18 protein-coding genes and 1 pseudogene are annotated in these 19,920 nt (G+C 73.8%); 8 read left to right on the forward strand and 11 right to left on the reverse strand.

Translation table 11 applies throughout. The annotated features are described in order from the left end of the window. Nucleotides 1-2 precede the first annotated feature (2 nt). Nucleotides 3-776 (reverse strand): IclR family transcriptional regulator, encoded by a 774-nt coding sequence (locus tag ACIRGB_RS24555; RefSeq protein WP_087810039.1) that lies wholly within the window; start codon nt 774-776, stop codon nt 3-5. A gap of 121 nt (nt 777-897) precedes the next feature. Between ACIRGB_RS24555 and ACIRGB_RS24560 the strand changes: the two genes are divergently transcribed. From ACIRGB_RS24560 to ACIRGB_RS24575, 4 genes are all read left to right on the forward strand, one after another. Next, the gene (locus ACIRGB_RS24560) at nt 898-2,427 is read left to right on the forward strand and encodes an aldehyde dehydrogenase (NADP(+)) (RefSeq protein WP_403868880.1); all 1,530 of its coding nucleotides are present in this window, start codon (nt 898-900) and stop codon (nt 2,425-2,427) included. A 105-nt stretch (nt 2,428-2,532) separates the two neighbouring features. Beyond that, a complete protein-coding gene (locus ACIRGB_RS24565; RefSeq protein WP_403868883.1) occupies nt 2,533-3,141 on the forward strand; it encodes a DUF1349 domain-containing protein in 609 nt (202 codons plus the stop codon). An 88-nt stretch (nt 3,142-3,229) separates the two neighbouring features. Beyond that, entirely contained in the window at nt 3,230-3,943 is a 714-nt protein-coding gene (locus tag ACIRGB_RS24570) for a DsbA family oxidoreductase (RefSeq protein WP_403868886.1), read from the forward strand. A gap of 71 nt (nt 3,944-4,014) precedes the next feature. Continuing rightward, nucleotides 4,015-5,109, forward strand: a complete 1,095-nt coding sequence (locus ACIRGB_RS24575; RefSeq protein ID WP_403868889.1) for an aminotransferase class V-fold PLP-dependent enzyme — start codon at nt 4,015-4,017, stop codon at nt 5,107-5,109. Between the two features lie 83 nt (nt 5,110-5,192). On the opposite strand, the gene thpD is transcribed toward ACIRGB_RS24575, so the two are convergent. The 5 genes from thpD to ACIRGB_RS24600 form a co-directional block, all read right to left on the reverse strand. Next, nucleotides 5,193-6,095 carry an ectoine hydroxylase gene (gene thpD, locus ACIRGB_RS24580; protein WP_403868892.1) on the reverse strand — a complete coding sequence of 301 codons (903 nt, stop codon included), beginning with the start codon at nt 6,093-6,095 and terminating at the stop codon, nt 5,193-5,195. Between the two features lie 6 nt (nt 6,096-6,101). Beyond that, the gene (locus tag ACIRGB_RS24585; protein WP_031047567.1) at nt 6,102-6,500 is read right to left on the reverse strand and encodes an ectoine synthase; all 399 of its coding nucleotides are present in this window, start codon (nt 6,498-6,500) and stop codon (nt 6,102-6,104) included. Nucleotides 6,501-6,619: 119 nt separating this feature from the next. Then, nucleotides 6,620-7,891: a diaminobutyrate--2-oxoglutarate transaminase gene (gene ectB / locus ACIRGB_RS24590; protein ID WP_403868895.1), complete on the reverse strand. Its 1,272-nt coding sequence runs from the start codon at nt 7,889-7,891 to the stop codon at nt 6,620-6,622. Between the two features lie 130 nt (nt 7,892-8,021). Then, nucleotides 8,022-8,534, reverse strand: coding sequence for a diaminobutyrate acetyltransferase (gene ectA, locus ACIRGB_RS24595; RefSeq protein WP_403868898.1), 513 nt, complete (start codon nt 8,532-8,534; stop codon nt 8,022-8,024). A 329-nt stretch (nt 8,535-8,863) separates the two neighbouring features. Then, entirely contained in the window at nt 8,864-9,991 is a 1,128-nt protein-coding gene (locus tag ACIRGB_RS24600; RefSeq protein ID WP_403868901.1) for a pyridoxal-phosphate-dependent aminotransferase family protein, read from the reverse strand. 178 nt (nt 9,992-10,169) lie between these two features. Here ACIRGB_RS24600 and ACIRGB_RS24605 point away from each other — a divergent pair, with 178 nt between their 5' ends. The 3 genes from ACIRGB_RS24605 (at nt 10,170) to ACIRGB_RS24615 (ending at nt 12,905) form a co-directional block, all read left to right on the forward strand. Further along, entirely contained in the window at nt 10,170-10,652 is a 483-nt protein-coding gene (locus tag ACIRGB_RS24605) for a hypothetical protein (RefSeq protein WP_403868904.1), read from the forward strand. Between the two features lie 43 nt (nt 10,653-10,695). Continuing rightward, nucleotides 10,696-11,787: an amidohydrolase family protein gene (locus ACIRGB_RS24610; protein WP_403868907.1), complete on the forward strand. Its 1,092-nt coding sequence runs from the start codon at nt 10,696-10,698 to the stop codon at nt 11,785-11,787. Nucleotides 11,788-11,984: 197 nt separating this feature from the next. After that, nucleotides 11,985-12,905 carry an SCO1860 family LAETG-anchored protein gene (locus tag ACIRGB_RS24615; RefSeq protein ID WP_403868910.1) on the forward strand — a complete coding sequence of 307 codons (921 nt, stop codon included), beginning with the start codon at nt 11,985-11,987 and terminating at the stop codon, nt 12,903-12,905. 355 nt (nt 12,906-13,260) lie between these two features. Here ACIRGB_RS24615 and cobC read toward each other — a convergent pair whose 3' ends face one another. The 5 genes from cobC to cobM are packed head-to-tail and all read right to left on the reverse strand — an operon-like array spanning nt 13,261 to nt 19,081. Beyond that, nucleotides 13,261-14,349, reverse strand: a complete 1,089-nt coding sequence (cobC, locus tag ACIRGB_RS24620) for an Rv2231c family pyridoxal phosphate-dependent protein CobC (protein ID WP_403868913.1) — start codon at nt 14,347-14,349, stop codon at nt 13,261-13,263. Then, the gene (locus ACIRGB_RS24625; RefSeq protein WP_403868916.1) at nt 14,321-15,238 is read right to left on the reverse strand and encodes a sirohydrochlorin chelatase; all 918 of its coding nucleotides are present in this window, start codon (nt 15,236-15,238) and stop codon (nt 14,321-14,323) included. The genes cobC and ACIRGB_RS24625 overlap by 29 nt, the downstream gene beginning before the upstream one ends. Then, nucleotides 15,235-17,040: a precorrin-3B C(17)-methyltransferase gene (cobJ, locus tag ACIRGB_RS24630; RefSeq protein ID WP_403868919.1), complete on the reverse strand. Its 1,806-nt coding sequence runs from the start codon at nt 17,038-17,040 to the stop codon at nt 15,235-15,237. The genes ACIRGB_RS24625 and cobJ overlap by 4 nt, the downstream gene beginning before the upstream one ends. Then, nucleotides 17,037-18,272, reverse strand: coding sequence for a precorrin-6y C5,15-methyltransferase (decarboxylating) subunit CbiE (gene cbiE, locus ACIRGB_RS24635; protein WP_403868922.1), 1,236 nt, complete (start codon nt 18,270-18,272; stop codon nt 17,037-17,039). Before cbiE ends, cobJ begins: the two co-directional genes overlap by 4 nt. Continuing rightward, entirely contained in the window at nt 18,269-19,081 is an 813-nt protein-coding gene (gene cobM, locus ACIRGB_RS24640; protein WP_403868925.1) for a precorrin-4 C(11)-methyltransferase, read from the reverse strand. Before cobM ends, cbiE begins: the two co-directional genes overlap by 4 nt. A 110-nt stretch (nt 19,082-19,191) precedes the next feature. On the opposite strand from cobM, the pseudogene ACIRGB_RS24645 reads away from it, so the two are divergent. After that, nucleotides 19,192-19,920: pseudogene (locus ACIRGB_RS24645) on the forward strand (ZIP family metal transporter).

The raw sequence follows: 19,920 nt of genomic DNA on the forward strand, positions 1-19,920 counted from the left end.
GATCAGAGCCTACGCGTGGCCAGGGTCAGCCGGTCCCGCGCGTCGAACAACGCGTCCTTCACCATCTGTTCGTGCGCGGGCGTCAGCCGTGCCACCGGCACCGAGCAGCTGATCGCGTCCCGCGCGGGGGTGCGGTAGGGGACCGCCACGCCGAAGCAGCGCAGCCCCAGCGTGTTCTCCTCGCGGTCCACGGCGAAGCCCTGCTCCCGCACCAGGTGCAGCTCCTCGATGAGCTTCTCCCGGTCGGTGATGGTGTGTTCGGTCAGCGCCGGGAGCGTCTCCGGGAGCAGCTTGCGCACCTGCTCGTCGCTGTACGTGCTCAGCAGCGCCTTGCCCAGCGAGGTCGAGTGCGCGGGCAGCCGGCGGCCGACCCGGGTGAAGGGCCGCAGGTAGTGCTGGGACTGGCGAGTGGCCAGGTACACCACGTTGGTGCCGTCCAGGCGCGCGAGGTGGATGGTCTCCGTCGTGTCGTCGGAGAGCCGGTCCAGCGTCGGCCGGGCCGCCGCGACCACCTCGTCGCCGTCGATGTACGAGGTGCCGACCAGCAGCGCCCGCACCCCGATGCCGTACCGCGTGCCCGTGGCGTCCGTCTCCACCCAGCCCAGCTCCACCAGCGTGCGCAGCAGCATGTAGAGGCTGGACTTGGGATAGCCGACGGCCTCCTGGACCGACGCGAGGGAGTGCATACCGGGGCGTCCGGCGAAGTACTCGAGCAGCTCAACCGTCCGCACCGCGGACTTGACCTGCGCTCCGCCCCCCGTCTCGACAGCCGACATCGCCCTTGACCCCTTCGTTCGACGAGAAGCTGAAGATATAGTCTCGAACAGCATATTCATCAGTAGAGACAGCGTTCAGTATATCGAACAACTTCTGTGCAGAGCACGTGGAGGGACCGGCGTGGCAGCAGCACCAGTCTGGAGTGTCGACCCCCGTACCGGGAAGCAGCGTGAACAGGTCGCCGTGGAGGCCACGGCCGAGGAGGTGGACGCCGCCGTCCGGGCCGCGCAGGCCGCCCGGGACGCCCTCGCCGACCGCACCGTCCGCGCCGCCTTCCTGCGCAGCGCCGCCGACGAGCTGAAGGCGGCCGAGAGCACCCTGGTCGAGGTCGCCGACGCGGAGACCGCGCTCGGCCCGGTCCGGCTCACCGGCGAACTCGCCCGCACCTGCTACCAGCTGCGGGCCTTCGCCGACATCGTCGACGAGGGCGAGTACCTCGGCGTGGTCGTCAACCACCCCGACGACACCGCCACCCCGCCCATCCCGGACCTGCGCCGCTACAAGGTGCCGCTCGGCGTCGTGGCCGTCTACTCGGCTTCCAACTTCCCCTTCGCCTTCTCCGTCCCCGGCGGCGACACCGCGAGCGCCCTCGCGGCCGGCTGCCCGGTCGTCGTCAAGGCCCACCCCGACCACCCGGCCCTGTCCGAGCTGGTCGCCAAGGTGCTGCGCCGGGCCGCGGCCCGCCACGGCATCCCGGACGGCGTCCTCGGCCTGGTGCACGGCTTCGAGGCGGGCGTCGAGCTGATCAAGCACCCGCTGGTCGCCGCGGCGGGCTTCACGGGCTCCGTCCGCGGCGGTCGCGCGCTGTTCGACGCGGCGGCGGCGCGTCCGGTGCCGATCCCCTTCCACGGCGAGCTGGGCTCGCTGAACCCGGTCGTCGTCACGGAGGCGGCGGCCACCGAGCGGGCGGAGGCGATCGGCACGGGGCTGGCCGGCTCCATGACGCTGGGCGTCGGGCAGTTCTGCGTGAAGCCCGGTCTGGTGCTCGTGCCGGCCGGTGACGCCGGTGACGGCCTGGTCAAGTCCCTCACCGACGCGGTCAGCGCCACCGACGCCGGGGTGCTCCTCGACCACCGCATGCGGGACAACTTCGTCGCGGGCGTCGCCGAGCGCGCCGCGCTGCCCGACGTGGACTCCCCGGTGACGCCGGGCGCGGGCGGCGAGCACACCGTCAGCCCCGGGTTCCTCACGGTGCCGGCGGCGCGGCTGGCGGCCGAGGGCGAGCACGACCTGCTCCTGGAGGAGTGCTTCGGGCCGGTCACCGTGGTGGCCCGCTATCAGGACGAGGGGGAGGTGCGGGGCGTGCTGTCCCGGCTGCCGGGGAACCTCACGGCGACCGTGCAGCTCTCCGCCGAGGAGGTGGCGGGCGAGGGTGCCGGGGCGGCGCTCCTCGCGGAGGTGACGCCGCTGGCGGGGCGGGTGCTGGTCAATGGCTGGCCCACGGGGGTTGCCGTGGCGGCGGCTCAGCAGCACGGGGGGCCGTACCCGGCGACCACGTCGACGTCCACGTCGGTGGGGGGTACCGCCATCGAGCGGTGGCTGCGGCCGGTGGCCTATCAGGGGGTGCCGGAGGCGTTGCTGCCGGTGGAGTTGCGGGACGACAATCCGCTGGGGCTGCCTCGGCGGTTCAACGGGGTTCTCGAGCGGTAGCGCCGTGAGGCGCGGGGTCGTGTGCGGAGTGCTGCGCCGTCGTGGCTGGTCGCGCAGTTCCCCGCGCCCCTTCAGAGCCTCCCCTGAGCCTGGGATGATCAGTCAATGAATCTTGAACTCCCCGAACTGCCCTTCGCCCTCCGCCCCTACGGCCCCGACGGTGGCTGGGCCTATGCCGACGGTGTGCTCACCGGGGTCGCCGGGCCGCGGCAGGATCGGTTTGTGCCGCCGACCGGGGAAGCGTTGGAGTCCGGGTCCGACGCGCCGCGGTTGCTGGGGGTGCCGGACGGGGACTTTCAGCTGATCGCGCGGGTGTCGGTCGGGTTCCGGGGGGCCTTCGACGCCGGGGTGCTCTACGTGCACGTGGGGGAGCGGGCCTGGGCCAAGCTGTGTCTGGAGTACTCCCCGGACGTGCCCACCGTCTGCACGGTGGTCACCCGGGGGCACTCCGACGACTGCAACTCCTTCACCGTGGAGGGGGACTCCGTCTGGTTCCGGGTCAGCCGGAGCGGACGGGCCTTCGCCTTCCACGCCTCCCTCGACGGGAAGCGCTGGACCTTCGTACGGCTCTTCACCCTGGGCGACGCGGACGAGACCGGCTCCGCCCTGGTCGGCTTCCTGGCGCAGGCGCCGACGGGGGAGGGCTGCACCGTGACGTACGACCACCTGGAGTTCCGGCCGACCTGGCCGGCGGACCTGCGGGACGGCAGCTGACGGCGGGAATGGGACCCGCTGCTTGAACGTTCACGTACGACGGCGGAGAGAGCCTCCGCCGTCGTACGACCTGGAGAAGAGCCGAGACATGCGCGTCGAGATCTGGAGCGACATCGCCTGCCCCTGGTGCTACGTGGGCAAGGCCCGCTTCGAGAAGGCGCTCGCGGCCTTCCCGCACCGGGACGGGGTCGAGGTGGTCCACCGCTCCTTCGAGCTGGACCCCGGGCGGGCCAAGGACGACGTGCAGCCCGTGCTGACGATGCTCAGCGCCAAGTACGGCATGAGCGAGGCGCAGGCGCGGGCCGGTGAGGACAACCTCGGTGCGCAGGCCGCCGCCGAGGGCCTGGACTACCGCACCCGGGACCGCGACCACGGCAGCACCTTCGACATGCACCGCCTGCTGCACCTGGCCAAGGAGCGCGGGCGGCAGGAGGCGCTCCTGGACGCCTTCTACCGGGGCAACTTCGCCGAGGAGCGCTCCGTGTTCAACGACGACGAGCGGCTCGTCGAGCTGTCCGTCGCCGCCGGGCTCGACGCGGACGAGGCCCGCGCGGTGCTCGCCGACCCCGCCGCCTACGCCGACGAGGTGCGCGCCGACGAGCGCGAGGCCGCCCAGCTCGGGGCCACCGGGGTGCCGTTCTTCGTGCTCGACCGCGCCTACGGCGTCTCGGGCGCCCAGCCCGCCGAGGTCTTCGCCCAGGCGCTGACCCAGGCGTGGGGCGAGCGCACGCCGCTGAAGCTGATCGACGACGGGGGCGCGCAGGCCTGCGGTCCGGACGGCTGCGCGGTGCCCCAGGGGTGAAGGGCCGGGCGGAAGCCCAGGTGAGAGGGCGTGCATAAGCGGTGCTTGGAGGAACCGCGTAGAAATACGCGATGGACGGGGAGGTGCGCGGGCCGCACAGTGGTGCCATGGAGAGCTTCGAGAATCTCGTCCGTACCGAGTTCGCCCCGAAGACCACGTACCTGAACACCGCCAGCACCGGCCTGCTGCCCGCCCGGACCCTCGCGGCCATGCGGGACGCGGCGGCCGCCGCGGCGGAAGGGCAGCCGCTCGACATGTTCGCCGACGTCGAGGCGGCCCGGGCCGCGTACGCCCGCCTCATGGGGGTGCCCGCCACTCGGGTCGCGACCGGCGCGTCCGTCGCCACGTTCAGCGGGCTCGTCGCCGCGTCGCTGCCGCCGGGGGCCGAAGTCCTCACCGCGGAGGCCGACTTCAGCTCCCTGGTGAACCCGCTGTACACGCGCGGCGACCTGAAGGTGCGCAGCGTGCCGCTGGAGCGGCTGGCCGAGTCGGTGGGGCCCGACACCGCGCTGGTCGCGGTCAGTTCCGTGCAGTCCGCCGACGGGCGGCTCGCCGACCTCCCCGCGCTGCGGGACGCCGCCCGGGCGCACGGGGCGCGCTCGCTCATCGACGCCTCCCAGGCGAACGGCTGGCTGCCGACGGCCGCGGACGACTTCGACTACGTGACCGCCGTCGGCTACAAGTGGGTGCTCTGCCCGCGCGGCGTCGCCTTCCTCGTGGTCCCCGAGGACCTGGGAGCGGCGGCCGGGCTGACGCCGCTGTTCGCCGGGTGGGCGACCGGGGAGCACCCCTGGGACAGCTGCTACGGCCCCGTCGAGGAACTCGCGCACTCCGCCCGGCGGTTCGACGAGAGCCCCGCCCTGTTCTCCTACACCGGCGCCCGGCACTCCCTGGCCCTGATGGAGGAACTGGGCGTCGACGCCGTGCAGGCCCACGACACCGCGCTCGCCGACCGGTTCCGCGCGGGGGTGCGCTCGCTGGGCCACGAGCCGGTGCCCGCGCCCGGCTCGGCGATCGTGTCCGTGCCGGGACTCGGACACCGGCAGGGCGCGCTGGGCGAGGCCGGCGTCCAGGTGTCCGACCGGGCGGGCAACCTGCGGGCGGCCTTCCACGTGTACAACACGACGGCGGACGTGGACCGGCTGCTCGACGTGCTGGCGGGCTGATCCGGCGGGTCCGGCCGGGGGAAAACACCGGGCAGGGGCCTCCGTCCCACACGAAAAGGCCCCTGCCCGAGATCAGAAGCGGGTCACTTCACCGGAGTGAAGTCCCGCGCGCCGATGAACTCCGGCCGCCGGATCGGAGCGGCGAACGGCTCCACGGCCGTGTTCTCCACGCTGTTGAACACGATGAACACGTTGCTGCGCGGGAACGGCGTGATGTTGTCGCCAGACCCGTGCATGCAGTTGCAGTCGAACCAGGTCGCCGAGCCGGCCTTGCCGGTGAACAGCTTGATGCCGTACTCGGAGGCCATCTTCGTCAGCGCCTCGTCGGACGGGGTCCCCGCGTCCTGCATCTGGAGGGACTTCTTGTAGTTGTCCTTCGGCGTGGCCCCCGCGCACCCGAGGAACGTCTTGTGCGACCCCGGCATGATCATCAGACCGCCGTTGGTGTCGTAGTTCTCGGTGAGCGCGATCGAGACCGAGATCGTACGCATATTGGGCAGGCCGTCCTCGGCGTGCCAGGTCTCGAAGTCCGAGTGCCAGTAGAAGCCGCTGGCCCCGAAGCCCGGCTTGACGTTGATCCGGGACTGGTGGACGTAGACGTCCGAGCCGAGGATCTGCCGCGCCCGTCCGACCACGCGCTCGTCGCGGACCAGTTTGGCGAAGACCTCACTGATCTTGTGCACCTCGAAGACCGACCGGATCTCCTTGGACTGCGGCTCGACGATCGAGCGCTCGTCCGCGCGGATGGCCGGGTCGGTGGTCAGCCGCTCCAGCTCCCGCTGGTACTCGGCGACCTCGTCCGGCGCGATCAGCTGGTCGATGGCGAGGAAGCCGTCGCGGTCCAGCGCCTGGAGGTCACCGGCCGACACGGGACCGGGCGTGTCCGGGGAGCCCCAGACCACCGGGTCCTGCCGGGGAGTCGCCACCTCGGTGGCGCCGCGGGTCGGATAGAGGTCGGTGACGTTCGTGGTCGTGGTCGTGGTCACGGTGACTCACACCTCCTCGGTGAGCAGCGGGTAGACGCCGTTCTCGTCGTGATCCTCCCGTCCGGTGACGGGCGGGTTGAAGACACAGATGCAGTGGAAGTCCTCCTTGACCTTGAGCGTGTGCCGCTCGTGGCCGTCGAGGAGGTACATCGTGCCCGGCGTGATGTGGTACGTCTTCCCCGTCTCGCGGTCGGTCAACTCCGCGTCGCCCTTGGTGCAGACGACGGCCTCGATGTGGTTGGCGTACCACATCGACGTCTCCGTGCCCGCGTACAGGATCGTCTCGTGCAGGGAGAAGCCGACCTTCTCCTTGGCGAGGACGATCCGGGTGCTTTCCCAGGTGCCGGACGCGCTCTTCACGTGCCGGTCGGTGCCTTCGAACTCCTTGAACGAACGGACGATCACGGTGGTGCGATGCCTCCTAGATGAGGATGTTGCGATGGGGTCCCCGGCGCCTTCGGACCTGCGGCCCGAAGGCGCCGGAAGCAGTGGTGGTGCCCGGCGGCCCCGCCGTCGGACGGCGGTCAGGCGGTCTCGCGCACGGCCCTGGCCAGGGTCTTCATGCCCTCGTCCAGCTCGTCGGGCGTGATGGTGAGCGCCGGCAGCAGCTTGACGACCTCGCTCTGGGGGCCGGACGTCTCGATGAGCAGCCCCAGCTCGAAGGCGCGCTTGGCGACCCGGCCCGCGCGGTCCTTGTCGTGGAACTCCAGGCCCCAGACCAGACCGCGGCCCCGGTACTCCTTGATGTCGGCCAGGTTCTCCTCGGTGATGGCGATCATGTGCTGCTCGACCTGCTCACCGCGGGTGCGGGTCTGCTTCTCCATCGCCGACCCGTCGGTCCAGTACGTCTCCAGCGTGGCGGTCGCCGTGACGAAGGCCGGGTTGTTGCCGCGGAAGGTGCCGTTGTGCTCGCCGGGCTCCCAGATGTCCAGCTCGGGCTTGAACAGGCACAACGACATGGGCAGGCCGTAGCCGCTGATCGACTTGGAGACGGTGACGATGTCCGGCGTGATGCCCGCCTCCTCGAAGGAGAAGAAGGCACCGGTACGGCCGCAGCCCATCTGGATGTCGTCGACGATGAGCAGCATGTCCTGGCGCTCGCACAGCTCGCTCAGGGCGCGCAGCCACTCGGCCCGGGCGACGTTGATGCCGCCCTCGCCCTGCACGGTCTCGACGATCACGGCGGCGGGCTTGTTCAGGCCGGAGCCCTGGTCCTCGAGGAGCCGCTCGAACCAGATGAAGTCCTCGACGGTCCCGTCGAAGTAGTTGTCGAACGGCATGGGCGTGCCGTGCACCAGCGGGATGCCCGCGCCGGCCCGCTTGAACGCGTTGCCGGTCACCGCGAGGGAGCCCAGCGACATGCCGTGGAAGGCGTTGGTGAAAGACACGATCGACTCGCGCCCCTTCACCTTGCGGGCCAGCTTGAGCGCGGACTCGACCGCGTTGGTGCCCGTCGGGCCCGGGAACATGACCTTGTACGGCAGGTCGCGGGGCCGCAGGATGGTGTTCTGGAACGTCTCCAGGAAGCGGCGCTTGGCGGTCGTCGACATGTCGAGCCCGTGCGTGACGCCGTCCCGCTCCAGGTAGTCGATCAGCGCGCGTTTCAGGACGGCGTTGTTGTGCCCGTAGTTGAGCGAGCCCGCTCCGGCGAAGAAGTCGAGGTACTCGTGGCCGTCCTCGTCGTACATGCGGCTGCCGACCGCGCGGTCGAAGACGGTGGGCCAGCCGCGGCAGTAGCTGCGCACCTCGGACTCGACGGTCTCGAAGACACTGAGGTCGGGCTGGGTGATGGTCACGACGAAGTGCTCCTCGTGGGGTGAGGGTGGGAGAGGGAGGTCGTACGGCTCCGGGGACCGGTGCGGTCCGCCGGGAAGTCTGTGGGGCCGGACTGGCACGGGGTGCCGGGCCGTCCGGACTGCCGGTCGGTCAGCCGGTGGCGGACAGGGGGCCTATGCGGTACAGCACCTCGGGCTCGTGCGGTCCGTCGGGGAACACGTCCGTGTCGAACAGCACCTCGCGCTCCAGCCGGGCGCCCCGGCGCTCGGCGAACGAGGTGAACAGCCGCTGGGAGGCGGTGTTGTCGGGGGAGATGGTGGTCTCCAGGGTGGTCAGCCCGCGTTCCGCGACGGTCCGCTCGGCCAGCCCGTCGAGCAGGGAGGCGGCGAGCCGGCGCCCGCGGTACGCCTCGTCCACCGCCACCTGCCACACGAGCAGGGTGTCCGGACGGTCCGGTCGTACGTAGCCGGTGACGAAGCCGACCGGCTCACCGCGCTCGTCGCGGGCGACGGCCGACGTCGCGGCGAAGTCCCGGCACCAGAGCAGATAGCTGTAGGAGGAGTTGAGGTCGAGGACCTTGGAATCCCTCGCTATCCGCCACAGGGCGGCGCCGTCGGCCACCCTCGGACGATCGATTTGCAGGTCTGCTTGCGCGGCAGTCATGCAAATTGAATTTACCCAGCGAAAATCGAAATTGCATCGCCGGATGGGGTTACGAATGGGCGCTCCGTGTGTTATCACGCGGGCGCGTGCCTCCGCGCGAGGTGGCGGCGGTATGGGGCGATTTGCCGGGGATTTAAGCCGCAGAACGGGCGGCTTGTGGATCGGGTCACAATCACGTAACCCGTGGGAGACGTGTCCGAAATGTGAGGCTCGGTCGTCGTGAAATCTTTGTGTTTAGGCCCGGAGAAAGCGGGCAGAAGAATACGGGAAGCTGCGCTGAGTGGAATTCCCGAATTCTGCTTGTGCAAGGGGCGGGAATTCCCTCGAATTCATCCCCGGGAAAGGTCGGGCCCGGCCGGCCGCCGCCACGCCTCCTCGACCGCCCGCCGGGCGGCCTCCGGGTCGGCCTTCACGCCCCGCTCGGCCAGCGCGGCACCCAGTGCCGCCAGGCAGCCCTGCACGGCCCCGGGCGTCGCGTCCGGGCCGTAGTGGTTGACCCGGATCATCTCGCCCGCCAGCGCGCCGCCGCCCGCGGCCAGCGGCAGCGCGGGGTCGGACTCCAGGGCACGGGCCACCAGCGCGGACGCGTCGACGTCCGACGGCGTCCGCAGCGTCGTCGCGACCGGCGCCGCGTCCCGCGCCGCGTACACGTACGGCTCCAGGCCGCCCAGCGCGAGCGCGCCCGCCCGGGTGGCCGCCGCGGCGGACGCGTGCCGCGCCATCACCGTCTCCGGGCCCTCCGCCTCGATGCGCTCGACGCAGGCCTCCAGCGCGAGCATCTCCAACTGCGCCGGCGCGTGCAGCAGCGCCCTGCGCCCGCCGTCGATCCAGCGCTCCTTCCAGTCCAGCAGCGACAGGTACGACCGCCGCGGAGCGTTCGGGTTCGCCGCCATCCGCGCCCAGGCCCGCTCGCTCACCGACACCGCCGAGACCCCGGCCGGGCCGCCCATCGCCTTCTGCGCGCCGATCACGCACAGGTCCACGCCCCACGCGTCCGGCAGCACCGGCTCGGCGCCCACGGAGGCCACCGCGTCCAGGTAGAAGAGCGCGCCGTGCGCCCGCACCACCTCGCCGATCTCCGCGACCGGGTTGGTGTTGCCGGTCGCCGCCTCGGCGTGCACGAGGGACACGAAGTCGATCTCCGGGTGCTCGGCGAGGGCCCGGCGGACCTGCTCGGCGGAGACGGCCGTGTGGAACGGCACGGCGAGGTCGTGCACGGTCGCGCCGCAGTCCCGCAGCCAGTTCCCGAACGTCTGCCCGTACGGCCCCGTGACGACGTTCAGCGCGACGGTGCCGGGACCCGCGGCGGCGCGGATCGCGCCCTCCAGCGGCAGCAGCGCCTCGCCCTGCATGACCACCACGTCCTGCCCGGTGCCGAGCAGGCGCGCGACCCGGTCCTCGATCGCGGCGAAACGTCCGGCGCTCAGCGGGGGGAGGTCCAGGAAGGGATGGGTCACGGCGGTGCTCTCTTCGGTGACGGCGGGTGTGCGGCGCGGGTACGCGGCGTACGGAGTCGAGAGTAACCATGGCGTGCGCCGGCACTCGCGCCGGAGGGGTTCCGTTGCGACACCCCCACGCCCGGAATCGTGGCTTCCGCCACAGCCGAAGCGGTCACCGGCCTGATGGACTGGCCCCGTGTTTCTCGTCCTCCTGCTGGTCTTCGTGGTCGCCGTGGTGTCGGCCGTCGGGCTGACCGGCCACGGCGCGGGCGTCGTCGCCGCCCGCCGCGCCCGCGGCTCCGGTGCCGGACCGGTCCTGCACGCCCTCGCCGCGTTCGCCGGTGCGGCCGCCGTCGCGGCGTACGCCTGGGGGCTGCTCCACGTGACCGGCGCCGTCATGGAGTCCGGCAGCGGCGCGGGCTCCGCGCCGGCGCCGCCCTGCCGCATGCCGGGCCACGAGGAGCGCGCCGCCCGCGTCATCGACCAGTCGGTCTCCTTCCTGCCCCTGGGTTTCGTCTGCGAGACCACCGACGGCGCCGACTACACCAGCGACGACGTCCCCGGCTACGTCAATCCCGCCACCGCCGTCCTGGCCCTGACCGCCGTCGCGAGCGCCGTCGGGGCGGGGTACGCGACCGATCTGCGCACCCGCGCGGCGGCGCGCGGCGGACGCCGGTGACCGGCCCCGGACGGGTGTGCGGGCACCGTCTAGGGTGCGGGGCATGAGCGATCGCACGGTGCTGCACGTGAAGGGTCGGGTGCTCGTCGGACCGGAGGAGGTCCGCGACGAGGTGTGGGTGATCGACGGCCGGATCTCGTACGACCGCCCCACCGGCGCGGCCGATGTCCGCACCGTCGAGGGCTGGGCGCTGCCCGGCCTGGTCGACGCGCACTGCCACGTCGGCCTGGACCAGCACGGGGCCGTCCCCGCGGACGTCGCCGAGAAGCAGGCGCTGACCGACCGGGAGGCGGGCACCCTCCTCATCCGCGACGCGGGCTCGCCCTCCGACACCCGCTGGATCGACGACCGGGAGGACCTCCCGAAGATCATCCGGGCGGGCCGGCACATCGCCCGCACCCGCCGCTACATCCGCAACTACGCCTGGGAGGTCGAGCCCGAGGACCTCGTCGCCTACGTCGCCCAGGAGGCCCGGCGCGGCGACGGCTGGGTGAAGCTGGTCGGCGACTGGATCGACCGCGACCTCGGCGACCTGTCGGCCTGCTGGCCGCGCGGCGCCGTCGAGGCGGCCATCGCGGAGGCGCACCGCCTGGGCGCCCGCGTCACCGCGCACTGCTTCGCCGAGGACTCCCTGCGCGATCTGGTCGAGGCCGGCATCGACTGCGTCGAGCACGCCACGGGGCTCACGGACGACACGATCCCCCTCTTCGCCGAGCGGGGCGTCGCCATCGTGCCCACCCTGGTCAACATCGCCACCTTCCCTGCGCTGGCCGACGGCGGCGAGTCCCGGTTCCCGCGCTGGTCGGCCCATATGCGCCGGCTCCACGAACGCCGCTACGACACCGTGCGCAACGCCTACGACGCCGGCATCCCGGTCTTCGTCGGCACCGACGCCGGCGGCGCCCTCGCCCACGGGCTGGCCGGGGCCGAGGTCGCGGAGCTGGTCACCGCGGGCATCCCGCCCGTCGAGGCGCTCGCCGCGACGACCTGGGCCGCCCGGCGCTGGCTCGGCCGTCCGGGCCTGGAGGAGGGCGCACCGGCGGACCTGGTGGTGTACGAGCAGGACCCGCGCGTGGACGTGCGCGTGCTCACCGCTCCGCGCCGGGTGGTGCTCAACGGGCGGGTCGTCGGTTAGCCGACGGGAGTGACGCCGGGGAACACCCGTGCGGGAAGACGTGGGGAGGATTCGAAAGGGTTCACCAAAACCCCACGAAGGGGTGAAGTGCCCTGACTTCGCTGACGGTTCGGCGGGCGCGGCGACATTCTGTCCGGGTCCCAAGCACGTCGCTCATGCGTGCCCCGCACGCATGTCTCACTGGGGGTCCCACCACCTTGAACGGCAACACCTTCCGCATGCCCGCACGCCGCCTCGCCACCGTCGCGGCGGCCACCGCCCTGGCCGCGGGCCCCGCGACCCTGGCCGGCGCGGGCTCCGCCCACGCGACCGGCGACCACGGCCGCGCGAGCGCCACCGTGCTGCGCACCGGGCTCGACGTCTCCCTGCTCAACAAGACCGTGCAGGTCCCGCTCGCGGTCACCCTCAACGAGGTGCAGGCCCCCGGGAACGCCGAGAAGACCGCGCTCACCGCCCGGCTGGACGGCGTCGACGGCGGCAAGCCCTTCAGCGTCCTGCGCGCCGACGTCGCCGAGGCCAAGGCGACCGCCACCGCCGAGAAGAGCGAGGGCACCACGACGCTGGCCCGCGCCAGGCTCCACGTCCCGGGCCTGCCGCTGCTGTCGCTGGTCGAGGTCCAGGAGGTCACCTCCACGGCGACCTGCGCGGCCGGGAAGAAGCCGGTCGCCGACGCCAATCTCCTCGGTCCGGTGACCGTCCTCGGCAAGAAGGTCACGCTCACCACCGGCGGCACGACCGACGTGAAGGTACCCGGCGTCGGCGAGGTACGGCTCGACCTGTCGAAGGAGGAGACCACCTCCCGCACGGCCGCCGCCACCGCGCTCGCACTCAAGGTCTCCGTCAACCCCCTCGACCTGAACGTCGCCGAGGTCGAGGGCACCGTCACCCTGGCCGAGGCGACCTGCGAGTCCCCGGCCGCCCCGGCGGAGCCCCCGGCGAAGGCCGAGGAACCCCCGGCCGACCCCGCCGCGGACGTGAAGCCCCAGGGCACCCGCACCGAGGCGGACCTGGCCGAGACCGGCGGCAACTCCGCGACCCCGTACCTCGCGGCCGGCGCCGCGGCCCTGGTCCTGACGGGCGGCGGGACCCTGCTCCTGGCCCGGCGGAGGCGCGGCTGACGGTGAGGGGGCGGGCGGCGGTTTGGTAGCCCCTGTGCGCCGCGGGCGGCTGGGGCCCGCCCGGCGCCCGCGACGCGGGTTCCCCGGCCCGGCGGGGGCGCGGCTGACGGCGAGGGGGCCGGGCCGGGGCGCGTGGGTCTCCGGCGCCGATCAGCTCGGAGCGCGCGTGGCGCTGCTCTTGGTCGGGGTGGGCGGCGGTTTGGTCGTCCCTGTGCGTCGCGGACGCCGGGCGGCTGGGGAGCCCGTCCGGCGTCCGCGACGCGGGTTCCCCGGCCCGGTGGGGGAGGCGCGGCTGACGGCGAGGGGGCCGGGCAGGTGGGTCGGTGGTGTGGGGGCCGGATGGAGGGGGCGGGGCTCAGGACGGGGTCGGCGGTGTCAGGGCGTGCTTCAGGGCGTGCAGGAAGCCCTCCGTCGTCGTCCGGTCCCGTACCGCCAGGCGCAGCCACCCCTCGCCCAGCCCCGGGAACGTGTCCCCGCGCCGGACCGCGTACCCCAGGCCGCGCAGCCGGTGCCGTACGGCCGCCGCGTCCGGGACGCCGACCAGGACGAAGGGGCCCTCGGCCGGTCCGACGACCCGCACCCCGGCACCGGCGAACCCCGCCAGCCCGGCGACGAGGCGGTCCCGGTCGGCGGCGACGCGGTGGGCGGCGTGGGCGGCCTCCGCCAGCGCCCGCGGCGCCACGCACACCTCGGCCGCCGCCAGCGCGGGCGTGGACACCGGCCACAGGGGCTGCGCGCGCTCCAGTTCGGTGATCGTCTCCGGGTCGGCCAGGACGTACCCGATGCGCAGCCCTGCCAGCCCCCACGTCTTGGTGAGGCTGCGCAGGACGACGAGCCCGGGTACGTCCGTCCGCCCGGCCAGCGCCTCCCGCTCGCCCGGCACCGCGTCCATGAACGCCTCGTCCACGACCAGCGTCCGCCCGGGCCGGGCCAGCGACGCGAGCACGCCCGCCGGGTGCAGCACCGAGGTCGGGTTGGTCGGGTTGCCGACCACCACCAGATCGGCGTCCTCGGGCACGTCTGCGGGGTCGAGGCGGAAACCGTCCGCCGCCCGCAGCAGCACCCGGCCGACCGTGTGCCCCGCGTCCCGCAGCGCCGCCTCGGGCTCGGTGAACTGCGGGTGCACCACCACCGGCCGGCGCACCCTCAGCGCCCGCGCCACCAGCACGAACGCCTCCGCCGCCCCCGCCGTCAGCAGCACCCGCTCCACCGGCAGCCCGTGCCGCGCCGCCACCGCCGCCCGCCCCGCCCGCCCGTCCGGGTAGGCGGCGAGCGAGCCGAGCGAGGCGGCGACGTGCTCACGCAGCCAGTCCGGGGGAGTGTCCGCGCGGACGTTCACCGCGAGGTCCACCAGCGCCGAACCCTCGTCGCGCACCTCGGCGTCCCCGTGGTGCCGCAGATCGGGCCCCTCGGCCTCAGTGCGCATGGGAGTGTGCGTGTCCATGCCCGTGATGGTGCCCGTGGTGGTGGTCGCCGTCGTCGTCGGGGTGGAAGTGCGGCTGCTGCGGCAGCCCCACCTTGTCCTCGAATCCCGGCAGCGCGATCCGGTACACGCAGCTGTCGCAGTTTATCCGCAGGTCGCCCTTGACGGCCTCCTCGTACCGCTCCCACACCAGATCCAGCAGCTCCGGCTCCGGACCGATCACGTCCGCCGACCGCACCTCGGTCTCCGGGTGCGCGGCGGCCCACTCCTCGCTCTGGTGCCGGACCCGGTCCGGGAGGATGCCGGTGAACAGGAAGTACGGCAGCACCACGACCCGCCGCGCCCCCAGCCGCACGCACCGGTCCAGGCCGCCCGGCACGTCCGGCTGCGCCAGCGACACGAACGCCGTCTCCACGGCCGCGTAACCGCGCCCCTCCCACAGCAGCCGCGCCGCCTTGAACACCTCGGCGTTGGCGTCCGGGTCCGTCGAGCCGCGCCCGACCAGCAGCACGGTCACCTCGGACGGGTCCCAGGACGGGTCGACCGCCTCCGCGAGGCGCCGCTCCAGCACCCGCAGCAGCGCGGGGTGCGGGCCCAACGGGCGCCCGTAGGTGTAGGAGATGCCGGGGTGGCGCTCCTTCTCCCGGGACAGCGCCGCCGGGATGTCGCCCTTGGCGTGCCCGGCGGACACCAGCATCAGCGGCACGGCCGCGAACCGGCGCACCCCGCGCTCCACCAGCTCCGTCACCGCATCGCCCAGCGGCGGCGGGGACAGCTCGATGAAGCCGCCCGCGACGGGCAGTTCGGGGTGGCGGCGGCCCAGCTCGCGCACGAAGTCGCGGAACGCCTCGGCTCCGGCCTCGTCCCGGGTGCCGTGTCCGGCGATGAGCAGGGCGGGCGGGGTCGTCACAGGTTCTCCTCGGGTTTCTCGGATGCGGGTATTTCGGATGCGGGTTTCTCGGACCCGGACGTTCCGGACCCGGACGTCCCGGACCCGGAGGTCCGGGAAGCAGCGGCGGGGGAGCGGCGGGCTGCCGGGTCCTCCTGCCAGCGGTAGCCGCGCGGCGTGACCATGCGCCCGGCGATCTCCCGGGTCGCGGTGTTGCCCACCGTCACGACGGTCATCATGTCGACGGTCGCCGGGTCGAGCGCGGCGAGGGTGGACAGGCGGCTCGACTCGTCGGCGCGCGACGCGTTGCGCACGACGCCCACCGGCGTCGCCGGCTCCCGGTGCTCCGCGAGGATCGCCAGCGCCTTGGGCAGCTGCCAGTCCCGGCCCCGGCTGCGCGGGTTGTAGAACGTCACGACCAGGTCCGCCTCGGCCGCCGCGCGCACCCGGCGCTCGATGACCTCCCACGGCGTGTGCAGGTCGGACAGGCTGATGGACACGTGGTCGTGGCCGAGCGGCGCGCCCAGGATCGCCCCGGCCGCCAGCGCCGCCGTCACCCCCGGCACCCCGACCACGTCGATGTCGTCGCCCGCCTCGGCCAGCGCGGGCGAGGCCATCGCGTACACCCCGGCGTCCCCGCTGCCGATCAGCGCGACGGCGTGCCCGCGCCGGGCCTGTTCGACCGCAGTGCGGGCCCGCTCCTCCTCCGCGCCGAGCCCCGACTCCAGCACCCGCGTGCCCGGCCGCAGCAGATCGCGGACCTGGTCGACGTACTGGTCGAGCCCGACCAGCACCGACGCCCGCCGCAGCTCCGCCCGCGCCCGCGGCGTCACCAGGTCCCGGGCGCCGGGCCCGAGCCCGACCACCGCGAGCCGCCCGCGCCCCGGCCGCCGTACCACCGCACAGGTCGCCATCGCGGGCACCGCCGCCGACTTCCGCTTGGGCACGAGGAGTTCACCCCCGCGCACCAGCGCCGCCGCCTCCGCGACCGACGGGGTGCCCACGGCCGCGAGCGGCGCGTCGGACGGGTTGGGCACCTCGACGGCCGCCAGCGCGTCGGCCGGGTACGTCACCAGGGGCACCCCCAGCCGCTCGGCGGCGCCCACGATCCCGGGCTCCTCCGCCTTGGCGTCCACGGTGGCCAGCTCCGCCACCGACGCGGCCGACAGCCCCGCCTCGCGCAACGCCGCCTCCACCAGGGCGAGCACCTCATCCACCGGCGCCCCCCGGGACGCGCCGACGCCGACGACCAGGGACGGCGGACGCAGGACGACCTCGCGCCCGGACGGCTCCACCGCACGGTCCGTCACCCGGACCGTGTACGCCCCGTCGGCCGCGACCGGGAGCGGCGGCAGCGGCCAGGCCACCTCCGCGCGCAGCGCCACCGGCTCGCCGTCCAGCAGCGCGCGCGACACCCCGGCCACATCGCCCTCGACGGGCAGCCCGAGCGTGTCCAGACCGGCCAGCCCGACCGCGTCGGTCGCCGTCGTCACCACCGGCTCCGCGCCCAGCACCTCGCCCACCGCGCGGGCCAGTTCGTTCGCGCCGCCCCCGTGCCCGCCGACCAGCGACACGGCGAACCGCCCGCCCTCGTCGACGCACACCACACCCGGGTCGGTCCGCTTGTCGTCCAGCAGCGGCGCCACGAGCCGGACCACGGCCCCCGTGGCCAGGAAGCACACCAGCCGCTCGCACTCGGCGAACGCGGACCGCACGGCGTCCGCGACGGGACCCTCGTACACGCGCGTGCGGTCCGGCCACGCCGCGGCCAGCCGGTCCCGCGCCGCCGCGCCCGCCGCGGTGGCGGAAATGAGCCCGATCAAGGGGCAACTCCTTCGGTACGGCTGTGCGGCCTGACGCCCCACAGCAGGAAGACGGGATTGGTGGCCGCGAGCCGGGTCACGTCCCCCGGCAGCGGCGCGAGCCGCGAGGACTGGAGCAGCACCCCGTCGCAGTCGAGACCGGCGCCGAGCAGCGCCTCGCGTGCCGCGGGCACCCGGTCCAGGGCGGCCATCGCGACCACCACCGCGCGCCGGGCCCGACGCGCGCACTCGGCGACGATCGCGGGCAGTTCGCGCCCGCCACCGCCCACGAACACCGCGTCCGGGTCCTCGGCCAGGCCGGCCAGCACCGCGGGCGCCGCCCCGTGCACCACCCGCACGTCGACCCCGTGCGCGGTGGCGTTGGCGCGGACCCGCCCGACCCCGTCCGGCGTCTTCTCGACGGCGGTGACGGCCGCGCCCAGCCGCGCGCACTCCACGGCCACCGACCCGGAGCCCGCGCCGACGTCCCACACCAGGTCGCCGGGGCGCGGCCCGAGGCGGGCCAGCGCCAGCGCCCGCACCTCGAACTTGGTGATCATCGAGTCCCGGTGCGCGAACGCGTCCTCGTCCAACGCCCACCCGGCGGGCCCGGGACGCGGCCCCGCGAGCGCCCGCACCGGCCCCAGCGCCCGCGCCTCGTCCAGGCACAGCACCACGCTGACCGCCGTCCCCCAGTCCCGGGCGGCGGCCTCGGCGGGCGTCACCCGCTCCACGCGCTCCCCGGCCGAGCCCAGCGCGGAGGCGACGACCAGCACCCGGCCGTCCGACCCCAGCGCGGCCCCCAGCTCCGCCGGACCGGCCCCGGGACCCGTCAGCACGGCGACCTTCGGGTGCGCCCGGCACAGGTGCACCGCCGTCCGCAGGTCCCGCCCGTGCGCGCTCGCCACCACGGCGTCGTCCCACGGCAGCCCGGCCCGCGCGAAGGCCGCGGCGACCGAGGAGACCCCGGGCCGCACGTCCAGCCGCTCCGGACCGAACCGCTCGGCCAGCGCCCGCACGATCCCGAAGAACCCCGGATCACCGGAGGCCAGCACGGTCACCGGCCGCTCCTCGGCGACGTACTGAGCGACCGTGTCCAGGGCGGGCGCCAGCGCCCCGAGGACGACCGTCCGGGCGCCCTCGGGCAGCCGTACGGCGTCCAGGTGCCGCCGCCCGCCGACGACCAGCTCCGCACCGTCGGCCACGTCCTCGGGCAGCGGGGAACCGGTCCCCGCCCCGACCACCGTGATCACGTGCTCGCACCCCGCGAACGCAGCTCCCGGCGCGCCTCGGGGTCGGCCTTGCGATAGCCGTGGAAGTGCCCCGGGTGGTAGAGGTGCGAGCGGGTGCCGTGCGCGGCGAGGGCCGGGCCCACCAGGAACAGGGTGTGCTTCCAGAGCTTGTGCTCCTTGACCGTCTCCTCCAGCGTCCCGATCGTGCACCGCACGATCAACTCCTCGGGCCAGGTGGCCTGGTAGGCGACGACGACCGGCGTCTCGGTCGGATAGCCGCCCTCCAGCAGCTCCCGCACCAGCTGGCCGCTGCGGGCCGCCGACAGGAACACCGCCATCGTCGTGCCGTGCTTCGCGAACTCGCGGACCTCCTCCCCGGGCGGCATCGGCGTCTTGCCCCCGCCGAGCCGGGTGAGGACCACGGACTGCGCGACCTCCGGAATGGTCAGCTCCCGCTGCGCGAGCGCGGCCACCGCCGAGAACGCGGAGACACCGGGCACCACCTCGGTCGCCACACCGAGCTCCGCGCACCGGTCGAGCTGCTCCTGCGTGCCGCCCCACAGCGCCGGGTCACCGGAGTGGATGCGGGCCACCCGCAGCCCCTCCTCCCGGGCCCGCCGGTACACGGCGACGACGTCCTCCAGCGACATCGTCGCCGAGTCCAGCACCTCGGCGCCCTCCCGCGCGTGCTGGAGCACCTCCGCCTGGACGAGGCTCGCCGCCCAGATCACCACGTCCGCCTCGGCGATGGCCCGCGCCGCACGGAACGTCAGCAGGTCGGCGGCGCCGGGACCGGCACCGACGAAGGTCACCCTGGCCTCGGAATCCATCGTTTTCGGTCCTCTCCTGTGCGTTCTGTTCCTGTGCGCGGTGCGCATATTTACTGCGGTTGCTGCTGTCGTACGCGCGTGAACGCGACGTGATCGGATACGAAGGGCCCATGGCGGTCTTCGTCGCGCTCGGCGCGTTCCTGATGACGCTGGCCGGCGGCTGGACGGCCCAGCGCGTGACCGACCGGCGCCACCTCGTCCTGGGCCTGGCCGGCGGCCTCATGCTGGGCGTGGTCGGCCTCGACCTGCTGCCGGAGGCCCTGGAGGCGGCCGGTGACGAGGTGTTCGGCGTACCCGCCGCCCTGCTGCTCTTCGTCGCCGGATTCCTGCTCGCGCACCTGGTGGAACGCCTGCTGGCGGCCCGCCGCGCCGCACACGGCGCCGACGAGCACGGGCACCGCTCGCCCGAGGTGGGTCTGACGGCCGCGGCCGCGATGGTCGGCCACAGCGCCATGGACGGTGTGGCGATCGGCGCGGCCTTCTAGGTCGGCGGCGGCATGGGCGCGGCGGTCGCGATGGCGGTGATCGCCCACGACTTCGCGGACGGCTTCAACACCTACACACTGACCAGCCTGTACGGCAACGCCCGCCGCCGGGCCATCGCCATGCTCGTCGCCGACGCGATCGCCCCCGTCGTCGGCGCGGCCTCCACCCTCCTGTTCACCATCCCGGAGGGCGCGCTCGGCGCCTATCTCGGCCTCTTCGGCGGCGTGCTCCTGTACCTCGCCGCGGCCGAGATCCTCCCCGAGGCCCACCACGAGCACCCCGCCCGCTCGACCCTGCTGTGCACGATCGCGGGCGCGGCGTTCATCTGGCTGGTCGTGGGCATCGCCGAGTGA

Source organism: Streptomyces sp. NPDC102490 (assembly GCF_044765285.1).
Classification (GTDB): Bacteria; Actinomycetota; Actinomycetes; order Streptomycetales; family Streptomycetaceae; genus Streptomyces.